Raw genomic sequence first — 14,093 nt, forward strand, 5'->3', positions numbered from 1 at the left:
CGGATCACGCAGGTGCCGCCCATGCGGTATTCTTCGGCCAAGGCAACCTTTGCGCCAGTGGCTGCAGCAACGCGTGCGGCACGCACACCGCCCGAACCGCCACCGATGACAAAGAGGTCATAATCAAAGGACATAGGATGTCTCCGTCTAAAACTATTTAGCCCTGATGTGGTGGGCCATTCGGGGGCGGTCAATCTGCCCCCACGCACACAGCAGTCGCTTAATCTGCGATATCGCCAAAGATGTTATCGTCGCCGAGGAAATCGAACTTGTCCTCGGTGATCGTGCCCTCGTGAATATCGCGCACTTCAACGCGACCATCGCCGTAGCCGATGACAACCGCATCACAGACATCAAGGAACAGACCGTTTTCAACGACGCCAGGAATTTGGTTCACAACAAAGCTCAGCTGACGTGGGTTGCCGATCCGTTTGAGATGCAGGTCGAGGATATGGTTCCCTTCGTCGGTCACAAAAGGCGCATCGCCGTTCATCCGCAGCGTCACGTCGCGGCCGAGAACGTCCATGCCGATCAGCGCCTCTTCGACGATGGATTTCGTGGTCTGCCAGCCGAAGGGGATCACCTCGATCGGCAGAGGAAACGCGCCGAGTGTTTCGACCGATTTAGAAGCGTCGGTGATCACGATCATCTGGTCCGATGCCGTCGCGACGATCTTTTCCTGAAGATGTGCACCACCGCCGCCTTTGATCAGGTTCAACTGCGGGTCGAATTCGTCCGCGCCATCAATGGTCAGGTCGAGCCATTTCGCTTCATCCAGTGTGATAACGTCGATACCAACCTCGCGGGCGAGGATCGCGGTACGGGTCGAGGTGGGCACGCCTTTGATCCGCAGGCCCTCTTCGCGGACCATTTCACCTAGGCATTTCACCAGCCAAGCCGCCGTTGATCCCGTGCCCAAACCGACCTTCATGCCGCTTTCTACAAACTGCGCTGCGCGTTTCGCGGCGACGAATTTGGCTTTGTCGATTGGGGACAGATCGATGGGCATATGGCAGCTCCTCATGGATGTTGCCGATCTTATAGGGCCTTCCCCCACAACTGGCGAGGGGCGTGGTCGAAAAACCCGAACCGCTGGGCGTAAAACTCTGCCCCAATGTCGTTATCGGACAGAGCGGTGTGGTTTTGCCAGATACACTCGCAGAATGATGACGCGCTATCGCCTGCACTTTGCCCCTGACAATGCCTCGCTCTGCGTTCGGTTGACGCTAGAGGAATTGGGCGTGCCCTATGACACCGTTTTGGTGGATCGGAGCCAGTCCGCCCAGCGCGATCCAGCCTACCTCGCCCTCAATCCCAATGGTCTGATCCCCGTTCTGGAAACCCCTGATGGGGTGATGTTTGAAACGGGTGCGATCCTGTTGTGGCTGGCCGATCGGCACGGTGCACTTGCCCCTGATCCGCAGAGCCCTGCCCGTGGCGATTTCCTGAAATGGCTGTTTTGGGTGGCGAACACTTTGCACCCCGCATTGCGGATGCTGTTCTACCCCGAGAAATTCAGCCCCGATCACCCGATTGAGTTTCGCGAGGCAACAAAGGTTCGCATCGAAGGGCTTCTCGATATTCTGGCCGATGGTCCTGATTTGACGGCACCGTCGATCCTGCAAACATACGTGGCGCCGCTGCTGCGGTGGCTGGCGCTCTACCCTATCAGTGACACGGCGTGGTTCGATTTATCGAAATGGCCCGCCTTGTTTGACTTCTGCACAATGATGGACGACCGTCCCGCAACCTTGGCCGCGATGCAGGCCGAAGGTCTGGGATCGACGCCGTTCTCTAAACCGACATATCCTAATCCCCCCGAAGGAAGCGCACTCTAATGTTTCTCTCTGTCTTTGACATGTTCAAGGTGGGCGTTGGCCCGTCGTCTTCGCACACAATGGGCCCGATGGTGGCGGGTGCGATGTTCCTCGACCACCTGCGCAAACAGCCGTTTAGCGTGGCTGGACTGCGTGCGTCGCTGCATGGGTCATTGGCGTTTACGGGTGTGGGTCACGCGACTGACCGCGCTGTGATCCTCGGTCTCGCTGGGTTCCTGCCTGACACTTACGACGCTGAAAAAGCGGATGCAGAGCTGGAACGGATCAAAACCGAAGGCACCGTGACGCCCGAAGGTCTGCCCGTCCTGACCTTTAACCCCAAGGACGACGTGATCTTTGACTACGGTCCTAACCTTGAAGGTCACGCCAACGGTCTGATCCTGCGCGGGCTCGACGCCCAAGGCGACGTGATCACCGAAGTGACCTATTATTCGGTCGGTGGCGGTTTTGTCCTCACGGCTGAAGAACTCGCTGCAGGGAAAGACACCGATGACGGTGCGCCTGTGCCCTTCCCGTTCAAGTCCGCCAAAGAGATGCTCGACATGGCGGCGGAAAGCGGGCTGTCGATTGCGGATATGAAGCGTAAAAACGAACTTTCGCGCCGTGGTTTGAACGAATTGAACCGTGGTGTGGAACGTATTTGGGACGTTATGAACCAATGCATTGATCGCGGTTTGACCCGTGATGGCATCCTCCCGGGTGGGCTGTTTGTAAAACGCCGCGCGAAGGGAATTTACGACAGCCTCATGGCGGAACGCGGTATGAACCTCTCGGCCCCGCACCAGATCAACGACTGGATGGCAACCTACGCGATGGCCGTGAACGAAGAAAACGCGGCTGGTGGGCAGGTCGTCACAGCGCCGACCAACGGTGCGGCAGGCGTGATCCCTGCGGTGATCCGTTACTGGCTCGACCACGTCCCAGGTGCGACTGCTGCTAAAGTGCCCGAGTTCCTACTCACCGCCGCCGCGATTGGTGGGTTGATCAAATACAACGCGTCCATCTCTGGCGCGGAATGTGGTTGTCAGGCCGAGGTTGGCAGCGCGTCGGCAATGGCTGCGGCGGGCCTCGCGGCTGTCATGGGTGGCACGCCTGAACAGATCGAAAACGCGGCTGAGATTGCTCTCGAACACCACCTCGGTATGACCTGCGATCCTGTGCGTGGCTTGGTTCAGGTACCATGTATCGAACGCAACGGCCTCGGCGCGATCAAGGCTGTATCGGCGGCGTCCCTATCGCTACGTGGCGATGGCACCCACCTCGTCCCACTGGATGCCGCGATTGAAACGATGCGTCAGACTGGCGTCGACATGAACGCGAAATACAAAGAAACCTCTCTCGGCGGGCTTGCCGTGAACGTGCCAAACTGCTGAAGCTGGCGCGGATATCCTCACTCTGTCGGAGAGATCATGAACGACCGCATCCTGCCCGGTATTCTGCTGATGCTCGGCTTTTGTGTGACGGCGCCCATTTTGGACGTTTTCGCAAAGCTGGCGACGGATACGACCCCCGTGATGCAAATCGCCTCTGCGCGGTTCATCGTGCAGGCGGCGATCATGTTGCCCGTTCTGGTTCTCTTGCGCCACGCCATCCCGCGTGATCCATCGCTGCGCTGGCCACTGGTGCGGCGTGCGCTGTTTCTTGGCATTTCGACCTATTGCTTTGTTGCGGCGACGAATGAAATGCCCATCGCTGACGCGCTTGCTATCGCGTTTGTGGAGCCATTCATTCTGCTGATCCTTGGCAAGTTCCTCTTTGGCGATGAGGTCGGGATGCGCCGTATCATCGCCTCGGTTGTCGGGTTCGGTGGATCGCTTTTAGTCATTCAACCGAGCCTCGTGACCTTTGGCCTTGTTGCGCTCTACCCCCTTGGTACGGCGCTGTGTTTCGCGCTCTATATGCTAGAGACTCGATCGCTCAGCCGTAAAATGCACCCGATTCCGATGCAGTTCGCGACCTCGGTTCTGACGGCGCTGTTCTGTAGCCTCTTTGTTGGGGCCGCTTGGATTGGCAAATGGGATGCCCACGTCCCCGTGATGCCCGAAGGGATCACTTGGCTTTGGCTCTTTGGGGTTGGTGCCGCGTCAGCGCTGGCGCATCTCATGATGACCTACGCCTTGCGGTTCGCACCCTCTGCGACCCTCGCGCCGCTGCACTATTTGGAAATCATCAGCGCCGCGATCTTGGGCCTTTTGGTATTCCAAGACTTCCCGAACTCGCTAACGTGGGCGGGCATCGCGATCATCGTGTCGTCAGGGCTCTACATCATTCACCGCGAACGGCTGACCGAAAAGGGCAAGGTCCGTTTGAAAGTTCCAGCCGAGCTTTAACCCAGCGCGGACCAGAGCGCGGGCAAATTGGCCGCGGAAGTCGAGAGAAGAACGGGACCAGAGGCACGGACCGTGATCGGGCCAGCGACCTCGTTCGAGGAACTGATCATGCCATCAGGCGCGAGGGCTTGACCATCGAGGTTCCACCGCAACCCCGTTGTCCATGCTTGTGACGCCCCCAAAGGCATCAGGGCAATTCGGTCCCCAACAGGTAATGTGAGGGACAACCCATCTTTGGGAACGACAACCGCACAATCGCCCGCCCCCAACAAAACCACGCGTCGGTCCGCATAGCGGGCCACAACATTGAGAACGGCGAGCTGGTGGTCAGTTCGACCACCCATGAACCCCAAGGCCAGAATGCGCGGTGCATCAATCCGCATCAGGCATTTTTCGAAATCGGTCGTCTCTTGTTCGCTGACATGTTCGATCACATCGGCCAAGCTAAGGCGTAAATCGTCAGACAGGCTATCGAGGTCACCAATGACCCGCTCGGGACGGTATCCAGCAGCCATAACCTGCGCCGCACCACCATCAGCTGCAACAATCCTTGGCGCTAACCGCATAGCGGTGCTAATCTCATCGTTGCCAGATTGCGCACCGCCGATCAGCGTGACTGGTTCGTTATAAGCAACAGTTCCCATTACCGACCCATTGATTGTCCACAAATTCGCAACTTGCCCCAAAAGGGTCACGAAATAATACCGTCCATAACCTGATTTCGTTCCGTTTTACGAACCAATTGGACGTCAGAGAGTGAATTACTGGACTAGGGGAAAGAAAGCGAGCGCATGTAGTTATGGTTGGATCGAGCAAGATTTTAACCGTCTCCTACGGAACCTTCGCGTGCACACTTGAGGGATTCGATGATTCCTTCGACACGATGAAGGCCATTGCGGAATATTTCCGCGATCTGGCGGCGGACGATAGATATTTTGGGGCTGAACCCCCAACACCGGATGCAGAAATGCTGGCGCGCATTGCCGAAAACGAAATTGCGCGTCGGGTCGAAGCCCGTATGGAATCATCTGGGATCGTGTTGCGTGCGGCTGCCTTGGCGGCCTCGGAAAATCGCGCTGCCGAACCCGTGGCAGAAGAACCGCAGGCCGTTGCGCCGAGCGTGGCACCTGTTATGCCGCCGCCCGTCGAGACACCTGAGGTCGTGGAAGGAGTTGCGCCGCAACCCGCCCCAGCGCCCGCAATGTCCGAAAGCGTTGCCGCGAAACTTCAGCGTATCCGCGCTGTCGTTGGCAAATCGTCGACCGGCGAATCCGATTACATCGAAGACATTCACGCCTCCGAACCCGAAGAGGACTTTGACCTTGGCTCTGTTATTGATGCCACGGAAGAAGTGCCCGCTCAGGTCGCGCCGATGGATGTGTCAATCGCAGAGACCGAAGTGACCTTTGATGAACCAGAGGACACGATTGGTGAGGACGCCCCTGCGGCTGAACCCGTTGCGCAACAGTCTGCTCCTGTTGCCGATGTGGCATCGCCGCAGGAGGCCGCCCCGCTCCGCCGCACTCGTGTGATCCGTTTGAAACGTTCGGAATTTGACCGTGCGCTGAACAACGGCACCATCGAAGCGGTGGCTGACAAAGCTGATGAGGACGTTGTTGCTGCTGCGCTTGCTGCGACACCGACCGAAGAGCCTGTCGAAGAGGTCCAAGACTGGGCCGATGACACCACAGCAAACGACTATGACGAAACCTACGACGATGCGGATATTGTTGAGGCCAGCATTATGGCCAAACTCGCCGCGGCCGAGGTTGAAGCGAAAAAAGCCGAAGCAAACCAATTCGACCTCGCCTCTTTGGATGGTGCGGACGACATTGATTTCGACGCGGATAGCTCGCTCTCTGACGAAGAAGAAGCCGACCTCCTGCGCGAATTGTCCGCGCTGGATGACGACGAAGACGACTTTGACGCCGACGAAATCGAATCGCAGAACGCCTTCGTTATGGAAGACGACTACGAGGATGAGGACGAAGAGCCAGTTGCAGATGCGCGTGGCGACCAACGTGCCCGCGCCCTGCTGGACCGCGAGCCCGAGGCTGACGCCCGTGACATGTCCCGCATCTTGGACCGCACGGACGAACAGCTTCGCGCGCCGGAAACCGATCTGCGTCGTCGTACGCTGAGCCACCTGAAGGCCGCAGTTGCAGCGACCGAAGCGGCCCGCCGCATGGGTGAGCCGGTCAAATCGAAAGAAGACGAAGAGACCGATTTCCGCAGCGATCTGAGCGCGGTAGTTCGCCCGACACGTCCGACCGCTGGTGGCGTCCTGCCCCGTCGCGCCGAACGTGGGGACGATCAGCCCCGCACAGAGCGTCCGCGTCCTGCGCCGCTCAAACTGGTTGCCGCCCAACGCGTCGATCTGGCCCCCGAAGAGGCCGCTCCCGCTCGTCCCGTTGCCCCTGTGCGTCCGCGCCGTGTTGCAACGGAATCGGTTTCAACGATTGATGCCCGCGATGCAGAGAGCTTTGCCGACTATGTCGAAGAAATGGGTGCGCATAGCCTGCCCGACCTTCTCGAAGCGGCAGCGGCTTATACCTCTTTCGTCGAAGGTCACGAGGAATTCTCGCGTCCGCATGTGATGAAAAAGGTCCGTGAGGTTCTGCAAGACGACGACTTTAACCGCGAAGACGGTCTGCGCGTATTCGGCACGCTCCTGCGTGAGGGTCGTATCAGCAAGGTCCGCAACGGTCGTTTTCAAGTTGCCGAAGGCACACGGTTCCGTCCTGAGCCCCGCGCCGCTCGCGGATAAGGGCACAACAGAATGAAAAAAGGGGTCGGTTTTCCGGCCCCTTTTTACGTTTGATATCGCGAGTGCTTATTTCTGATCAGGATCTTCTTTGCCGATCCCGAGAAAGACCCATTTAAACGGCAACGCCCATGCAAGACCCAAGATCACGTAAGTGGGCAGCTCTAACCATTTTGGCAGGCGGTCGATGTTCGACATCACCGTCACCGCGAAAATGACATAGAGCGGCATCCCCACAATGAGGATCAAGAGCGACAGGCGTTTCCGTTTCTTATAGTCCATCAGTCAGCAAACGGGTCAGTAACAAGGATCGTATCGTCACGCTCTGGCGAGGTCGACAGAAGCGCCACAGGGCATTCAATCAGCTCTTCAACGCGTTTGACGTATTTGATCGCGTTTGCAGGCAGATCGTTCCACGACCGTGCGCCTTCGGTCGATTCCGACCAGCCCGGCATTTCTTCGTAGATCGGTGTGCAACGTGCCTGTTCGTCAGCTGCGGTCGGCAGGTAATCCATTTTCTTACCGTCGAGATCGTAGCCCACGCAGATTTTCAGCGTCTCAAAACCGTCCAGAACGTCCAGCTTGGTCAGCGAAATACCAGTGATGCCCGAGGTCGCGCAGGTCTGGCGAACCAGAGCAGCGTCGAACCAACCACAGCGGCGCTTACGGCCAGTGGTGGTGCCGAACTCGTGGCCGCGTTCGCCCAGACGGTCGCCATCAGCGTCGTGCAGTTCGGTCGGGAATGGACCTTCGCCAACGCGAGTGGTGTATGCTTTGACGATGCCGAGAACGTAGTCGATCGAACCCGGACCAATCCCAACGCCCGTCGCCGCCTGACCTGCGATAACGTTCGAGGAGGTCACAAACGGATATGTGCCGAAATCGATGTCGAGCAGCGCGCCTTGTGCGCCCTCAAACAGGATACGCTTACCAGCTTTGCGCTTTTCGTTCAGAACCTTCCAAACAGGAGCCGCAAATTCCAGAACCGACGGTGCGATATCTTTGAGTTGCTGGATCAGGTCGTCACGGTTGACCTCTTCCATACCCAGACCTTTGCGGAGAGGGTTGTGATGCTGCAGTGCACGGTCGACGCGGGCGATGAGGGTTGCCTCATCCGCGAGGTCAGCAACGCGAATTGCGCGGCGGCCTACTTTATCCTCATAGCACGGGCCAATGCCGCGACCGGTGGTGCCGATCTTTGTGCCTTGGCTTGCGGCTTCTTCGCGAGCGCGGTCGAGTTCGCCGTGGATCGGCAGGATCAGCGGAGTGTTTTCCGCGATCATCAACGTTTCTGGCGTGATTTCTACGCCCTGCTCACGAACGGTCGCGATCTCTTTGACGAGGTGCCACGGATCGAGAACAACACCGTTACCAATGACCGAAAGCTTACCGCCACGCACAACGCCAGACGGCAGCACGTGCAGTTTATAGACTTTCCCGTCGATAACGAGCGTATGGCCTGCATTGTGACCGCCCTGAAAACGCGCGATCACGTCAGCGCGTTCCGACAACCAGTCTACAATCTTACCTTTTCCTTCGTCGCCCCACTGAGCGCCGACGACAACTACGTTGGCCATACCTGAGTCTCCTCGATTTCCGGCTCAAAACCCGCGCCCGTATAACGGGGTAGAACGAGGCAGGAAACCGCAATCTGTCATAGAACCGATACGAATGCGTGTTTCGTCCAATTTAATGTGCTGACTTACCCGTCAAAGGTGCAAGACTGCAGAAAACCGACACTCGGTCACGTTGAGGGGTTGCGGGGAACGCACTGACCTTCTAGATACCCACCGTTCACGAAAGTGCAGAGAAGAGCCCTATGGAAAGCGTCGTACTGGTCATCCACCTGATCCTCGCCCTCAGCCTCATTGGCGTTGTGCTAATGCAGAAGTCTGATGGCGGCGGCCTCGGCATGGGCAGCGGCGGCGGCAATGGCCTCGTGTCTGCACGTGGTGCGGCAACTGCACTGGGTAAAGTGACTTGGGGTCTGGCGGCCGCGTTTATCGTAACCTCGATCACTCTGACGATCATTGCAAAGCAGAACGCAAGCACCGCGTCTGCACTTGATACTGCGGTTCCTGCTGCGGTCGAAGAGGCACCTGCGGCTGATGCACCTGCACTGCCGGGCTTGGGTAGCGACCTGCTTCCGCCGTCGGTTGACAGCACTCTGCCGCCGGCACCTGCAAACTAAGTCTTACCACTACGTATAGGTTTTGGGGCATTTGCCCCAACATCATGTTGCGTACCCGGTTGCGTTCGCGGGGCGATTCCGGTTATACTTAACTCCCGTGATACTGCGTTTTGTTCGATAGATTCGGACAGCGTTTCCACATGATTTCGGATTGACTCACGGGGGATGCCTGACCATGGCACGTTTCATTTTTATTACTGGTGGTGTTGTGTCCTCCCTCGGCAAGGGGCTTGCTTCTGCTGCTCTCGGGTCGCTGTTGCAGGCGCGTGGCTATTCGGTCCGCCTGCGCAAGCTTGACCCCTACCTGAACGTTGACCCTGGCACGATGTCCCCGTTTGAACATGGCGAAGTGTTCGTGACCGATGACGGTGCAGAAACAGACCTCGACCTTGGTCACTACGAGCGCTTCACAGGCGTTCCTGCTCGCAAGACCGATTCTATTTCGTCGGGCCGCATCTATTCCAACGTTCTCGAAAAAGAGCGTCGTGGCGATTATCTGGGTAAAACCATTCAGGTGGTTCCGCACGTCACCAACGAAATCAAAGACTTTATCCGCATCGGCGAAGACGAAGTTGATTTCATGCTCTGCGAAATCGGCGGCACCGTGGGCGACATCGAAGGCCTGCCCTTCTTTGAAGCGATCCGCCAGTTCATCCACGAAAAGCCGCGTGGTGAGTGCATTCTGATGCACCTGACGCTGCTGCCCTACCTCGCAGCATCGGGCGAGTTGAAAACCAAACCGACCCAGCACTCCGTAAAAGAGCTGCAATCCATCGGTCTGGCCCCCGACGTTCTGGTCTGCCGTTCCGAACAGCCGATCCCAGAGCGTGAGCGCGAAAAGATCGCCCTGTTCTGTAACGTCCGCAAAGAGCACGTCGTTGCAGCCTACGACCTGAAGTCGATCTACGAGGCACCGCTGGCTTACCACGGCGAAGGTCTGGATCAGGCAGTTCTCGATTGCTTTGGCATTGCGCCTGCGCCGAAACCGAACCTCGACCGTTGGCTCGACGTCCAAGACCGTATTCACAACACCGACGGCGAAGTGAACGTCGCGATTGTTGGCAAATACGTGCAGCTTGAGGACGCCTATAAGTCGATCAAAGAAGCACTGGTTCACGGTGGCATGGCGAACCGCGTTAAGGTCAACGTCAATTGGGTCGATGCAGAAGAATTCGACCGCGAAGACGTTGGCGAACACCTGTCGGGCTACCACGCGATTCTGGTTCCGGGTGGCTTTGGCGAACGCGGCACCGAAGGCAAAATCAAAGCGGCGCAATTCGCACGTGAACGCAACATCCCGTATCTGGGCATATGCCTCGGTATGCAGATGGCGGTTATCGAAGCAGCGCGCAACGCGGCTGGCATCGCCAAAGCAGGGTCGGAAGAGTTTGACCACGAAGCAGGCGAAAAGCGTTTCGAACCCGTTGTTTACCACCTCAAAGAGTGGGTTCAGGGCAACCACACCGTGACCCGCAAAGCGGATGACGCGAAAGGCGGCACGATGCGTCTGGGCGCGTATAACGCGACGCTCCTCGATGGGTCCAAAGTGGCGAACGTCTACGGCGAAACCAAGATCGAAGAACGTCACCGTCACCGTTATGAAGTCGACGTAAAATACCGCGAGAAACTGGAAGAGGCTGGTCTGTGCTTCTCTGGTATGTCGCCTGATGGTCGTCTGCCTGAAATCGTCGAGTGGAAAGACCACCCGTGGTTTATCGGCGTTCAGTTCCACCCAGAGCTCAAATCCAAGCCGTTCGAACCGCACCCGCTGTTTGCGGACTTCGTTCGGGCCGCGGTCGAAAACTCGCGGTTGGTCTAACGGATTACGGCGCCTTCGGGCGCCGTGTTTCATTGGGGGCGCTGCCCCCGTCTGCGATGCAGACTCCTCCGGGATATTTGGGGCACAAAGGCAGGGCGATGCTTTCTTATCAACATATCTATCACGCTGGAAATTTAGCTGATGTGCAAAAGCACGCGCTATTGGCGTGGGTGCTGGCCTATCTGACCAAGAAAGATAAGCCGCTGACCTACGTTGAGACCCATGCGGGGCGCGGGCTTTATGACCTTGGGTCGTTTGAAGCGTTGAAGACAGGGGAAGCGGCGGCAGGGATAGCGGTAGCGGAAGAGCGTGGCTGGTTCGCGCCGGATCATCCTTATGCGAAGGTCTTGAAGGGTGTTCGTGATGAACATGGGCGCGACGCCTACCCTGGATCGCCGCTGGTTGCAGCGGGGGCGCTGCGGGCGATGGACAACCTTCAGTTGGCCGAGCTGCACCCCAAGGAATTCGCAGCGCTAGACGAGTTGATGGCGGGGCGTGCGGTTCGGGTCAAACGGGACGGCGTGGAATATGCGAAGTCCATTTTACCGCCAGAGCCACGGCGCGGTGTGCTGCTCGTTGATCCGCCCTACGAGATCAAGGACGACTACAAAACCATGGCGGACCTTTTGGTGCAGGTGCACAAAAAGTGGAACGTGGGCGTTTTGATGCTCTGGTATCCGATCCTCAAGGACGGGCCGCACAAACCGATGCTGCGCACATTAGAACAGGCCATTCCTGATGGGATCCGACACGAGGTGAAATTCCCGCCTGCACGCAATGGCCACCGTATGATCGGGTCGGGGATGTTTGTGGTGAACGCTCCCTACGGGTTCACCGAAGAATCAGCGCGTCTATCCAAGCTCTTTGGCACTTTGGCGTGAGCGGGACTTTCCCACGGGTCTACAGGGGCTTATACCTCTCTTATGATAGCTGATTTCCTGCGGCGTCTGACCGCCCCCGCCCAAGACCCACTGTCCGATGTGGATGCCCGCCGTGCGATCGGTGCGCTTTTGGTTCGGATCGCGCGGTCCGATAACCACTACGCCCCCGAAGAAAAGGCGCGGATTGATCGGATTTTGGGTGCACGGTTTGGGCTGTCTGAGGCAGAGGCAAAGGCGCTCCGAGAGGAATGTGAAACGATTGAGGCCGAGGCGCCTGACACTGTTCGATTCACCCGCGTGATCAAAGAAGCCATCCCGCTCGACGACCGCGAAGCCGTGGTGCGTGCCATGTGGGAAGTCGTTTTGACTGACGGTTCACGGGACCAGCATGAGGACGCGTTGATGCGGATGGTCGCGCCGCTGCTTGGTTTTACCGATCAGGACAGCAACCGCATCCGTATCGCGATTACGAAAAACTAATCGCACCTTAAGCGAGCAAAATGCACAAAACGGGCAAATGGATTGCGCAAATCGGTCGAGTGGCCCTAACGTCAACCCATAATGGACGTTGCGCTGGACAGAAAATTCCGCACTACTCCGCAGCCAAACAGGGAATACAGACGCCGTGACTTTGAACAGCCCCGTCATCGAAATTCGCAACCTACACAAGGCATATGGCGCCTTGGAGGTTCTCAAGGGTGTGGATATCAGCGCCAAGGCCGGACAGGTCATTTCGCTCATTGGCTCGTCGGGGTCAGGGAAATCAACGCTGTTGCGCTGTGCCAACCTTTTGGAAGACAGCCAAAAAGGCGACATCCTGTTCAAGGGTGAGCCTGTTGCGTGGAAAGGCGAAGGCCTGCTGCGTCGACCTGCGGATCGCAAACAGTTGCTTCGTATTCGGACGAACCTGTCGATGGTGTTCCAACAGTTCAACCTCTGGGCGCATATGACCGTTCTGCAGAACGTGATGGAAGCGCCTGTGACCGTGCTGGGCCGTGATAAGGCCGAGGTCGAAGAGAAGGCGCGGATGTACCTCGATAAGGTAGGTATCGGCGACAAATGCGATGTTTACCCTGCGCAGATGTCAGGCGGGCAGCAGCAACGTGCCGCAATTGCGCGCGCGCTCTGCATGGAGCCTGAGGCGCTATTGTTTGACGAACCGACCTCGGCTCTGGACCCCGAGCTAGAGCAGGAAGTGGTGAAAGTGATCCGTGGACTGGCCGAAGAAGGCCGCACGATGATGATCGTGACCCACGATATGCGGATGGCACGGGATATTTCTGATCATGTCGTGTTCTTGCACCAAGGCTTGATCGAAGAAGAAGGCGCACCAGATGCGCTCTTTGGAGCGCCGAAATCTGAGCGTCTCCAACAATTTTTGTCGCATTCGCTCCATTAAGGGGCCGTGCTGATTGACCCGATGGTCAATTTTGGCACGATGCGTCACACAGACAACCACAAAGTCCCGTTAAGGGGCGATTCCACGGGCAACAGCCCACCAACCTTTGGGAGAGACCAATGAAAACCCTTATCCTCAGCACCGCGATTGCCGCGCTGACCGCTAGCGCAGCACTGGCTGAAGGCCATGGCACAACCGTTCGCTTGGCCACGGAGGGTGCTTATGCTCCGTACAATTACATCAACGATGCTGGTGAAATTGATGGCTTCGAAAAGGAACTTGGCGACGAACTCTGCGTACGCGCTGGACTAACCTGCGAGTGGCTAACCAACGATTGGGATTCGATCATCCCGAACCTCGTATCGGGCAACTACGACACCATCATCGCCGGCATGTCGATCACCGACGAGCGCAAGCAAGTCATCGACTTCACCGAAAACTACACCCAGCCCGATCCGTCGGCATTCGTCGCTGTTGCAGGCAACGATGTTGACCTCGCTGGCGCAGTGATTGCAGCACAGGCCGCAACCATTCAGGCGTCTTACGTTGCTGAAATGGGCGCAACCCTGCTCGAGTTCGCAACTCCGGAAGAGTCGATCGCAGCAGTTCGCAACGGCGAAGCTGATGCGGTTCTCGCTGACAAAGCGTTCCTTGCTCCTGTCGTAGAAGCTGAAGCTGACCTCGAGTTCACTGGTGACGACGTTCTCATCGGTGGCGGCGTTGGCATGGGCGTTCGTCAGTCGGATACCGAACTGCGCGACAAATTCACCGCTGCGATCCAGTCGATGAAAGCAGACGGCTCGCTCAACGCGCTGATCGCAAAATGGGAAATCGGCGAGCAGTTCTAATCGCCTGACCTGAATACCGCGGG

General features: G+C 57.7%; 15 protein-coding genes. 10 read left to right on the forward strand and 5 right to left on the reverse strand.

Features of this window, described 5'->3' with window-relative positions:
• The coding region (locus AC1QQ2_RS05160) for an FAD-dependent oxidoreductase (RefSeq protein WP_479712415.1) at positions 1-134 on the reverse strand (134 nt) is incomplete at its 3' end.
• A gap of 86 nt (positions 135-220) precedes the next feature.
• Positions 221-1,009 carry a ribose-5-phosphate isomerase RpiA gene (rpiA, locus tag AC1QQ2_RS05165; protein ID WP_105235718.1) on the reverse strand — a complete coding sequence of 263 codons (789 nt, stop codon included), beginning with the start codon at positions 1,007-1,009 and terminating at the stop codon, positions 221-223.
• 154 nt (positions 1,010-1,163) lie between these two features.
• Between rpiA and AC1QQ2_RS05170 the strand changes: the two genes are divergently transcribed.
• Genes AC1QQ2_RS05170 through AC1QQ2_RS05180 form a run of 3 tightly spaced genes read left to right on the forward strand, consistent with a single transcriptional unit; the run spans position 1,164 to position 4,168 of the window.
• Positions 1,164-1,838, forward strand: a complete 675-nt coding sequence (locus tag AC1QQ2_RS05170) for a glutathione S-transferase family protein (protein ID WP_479712335.1) — start codon at positions 1,164-1,166, stop codon at positions 1,836-1,838.
• Positions 1,838-3,211, forward strand: a complete 1,374-nt coding sequence (locus AC1QQ2_RS05175) for an L-serine ammonia-lyase (protein WP_479712336.1) — start codon at positions 1,838-1,840, stop codon at positions 3,209-3,211. Before AC1QQ2_RS05170 ends, AC1QQ2_RS05175 begins: the two co-directional genes overlap by 1 nt.
• A gap of 36 nt (positions 3,212-3,247) precedes the next feature.
• Positions 3,248-4,168 carry a DMT family transporter gene (locus AC1QQ2_RS05180; protein ID WP_479712337.1) on the forward strand — a complete coding sequence of 307 codons (921 nt, stop codon included), beginning with the start codon at positions 3,248-3,250 and terminating at the stop codon, positions 4,166-4,168.
• On the opposite strand, the gene AC1QQ2_RS05185 is transcribed toward AC1QQ2_RS05180, so the two are convergent.
• On the reverse strand, positions 4,165-4,812 hold the full coding sequence (locus tag AC1QQ2_RS05185; RefSeq protein WP_479712338.1) for a thiamine diphosphokinase: 648 nt from the start codon (positions 4,810-4,812) through the stop codon (positions 4,165-4,167). The two genes, AC1QQ2_RS05180 and AC1QQ2_RS05185, sit on opposite strands and share 4 nt — an antisense overlap.
• A gap of 239 nt (positions 4,813-5,051) precedes the next feature.
• On the opposite strand from AC1QQ2_RS05185, the gene AC1QQ2_RS05190 reads away from it, so the two are divergent.
• On the forward strand, positions 5,052-6,935 hold the full coding sequence (locus AC1QQ2_RS05190) for a hypothetical protein (RefSeq protein ID WP_479712339.1): 1,884 nt from the start codon (positions 5,052-5,054) through the stop codon (positions 6,933-6,935).
• Between the two features lie 66 nt (positions 6,936-7,001).
• Here the strand turns inward: AC1QQ2_RS05190 and AC1QQ2_RS05195 are convergent, their stop codons facing one another.
• Both AC1QQ2_RS05195 and AC1QQ2_RS05200 read right to left on the reverse strand, forming a co-directional pair.
• Positions 7,002-7,214, reverse strand: a complete 213-nt coding sequence (locus tag AC1QQ2_RS05195; RefSeq protein ID WP_105235723.1) for a DUF2842 domain-containing protein — start codon at positions 7,212-7,214, stop codon at positions 7,002-7,004.
• Positions 7,214-8,509, reverse strand: coding sequence for an adenylosuccinate synthase (locus AC1QQ2_RS05200; protein ID WP_479712340.1), 1,296 nt, complete (start codon positions 8,507-8,509; stop codon positions 7,214-7,216). Before AC1QQ2_RS05200 ends, AC1QQ2_RS05195 begins: the two co-directional genes overlap by 1 nt.
• 242 nt (positions 8,510-8,751) lie before the next feature.
• Here AC1QQ2_RS05200 and secG point away from each other — a divergent pair, with 242 nt between their 5' ends.
• The 6 genes from secG (at position 8,752) to AC1QQ2_RS05230 (ending at position 14,070) form a co-directional block, all read left to right on the forward strand.
• Positions 8,752-9,123: a preprotein translocase subunit SecG gene (secG, locus tag AC1QQ2_RS05205; RefSeq protein ID WP_249945871.1), complete on the forward strand. Its 372-nt coding sequence runs from the start codon at positions 8,752-8,754 to the stop codon at positions 9,121-9,123.
• A 175-nt stretch (positions 9,124-9,298) separates the two neighbouring features.
• On the forward strand, positions 9,299-10,942 hold the full coding sequence (locus AC1QQ2_RS05210) for a CTP synthase (RefSeq protein WP_479712341.1): 1,644 nt from the start codon (positions 9,299-9,301) through the stop codon (positions 10,940-10,942).
• 98 nt (positions 10,943-11,040) lie between these two features.
• Complete coding sequence (locus tag AC1QQ2_RS05215; protein WP_479712342.1) at positions 11,041-11,823, forward strand: 23S rRNA (adenine(2030)-N(6))-methyltransferase RlmJ; 783 nt, start codon at positions 11,041-11,043, stop codon at positions 11,821-11,823.
• 42 nt (positions 11,824-11,865) lie between these two features.
• Positions 11,866-12,303, forward strand: coding sequence for a tellurite resistance TerB family protein (locus AC1QQ2_RS05220; protein ID WP_479712343.1), 438 nt, complete (start codon positions 11,866-11,868; stop codon positions 12,301-12,303).
• A gap of 145 nt (positions 12,304-12,448) precedes the next feature.
• Positions 12,449-13,222: an ABC transporter ATP-binding protein gene (locus tag AC1QQ2_RS05225; RefSeq protein ID WP_479712344.1), complete on the forward strand. Its 774-nt coding sequence runs from the start codon at positions 12,449-12,451 to the stop codon at positions 13,220-13,222.
• 119 nt (positions 13,223-13,341) lie between these two features.
• Positions 13,342-14,070 carry a transporter substrate-binding domain-containing protein gene (locus tag AC1QQ2_RS05230; RefSeq protein ID WP_479712345.1) on the forward strand — a complete coding sequence of 243 codons (729 nt, stop codon included), beginning with the start codon at positions 13,342-13,344 and terminating at the stop codon, positions 14,068-14,070.
• The last annotated feature ends 23 nt before the right edge of the window (positions 14,071-14,093 follow it).

Origin of the sequence: Aestuarium sp., assembly GCF_023253315.1 — a bacterium.
Taxonomy (GTDB): Bacteria; Pseudomonadota; Alphaproteobacteria; order Rhodobacterales; family Rhodobacteraceae; genus Marivivens; species Marivivens donghaensis.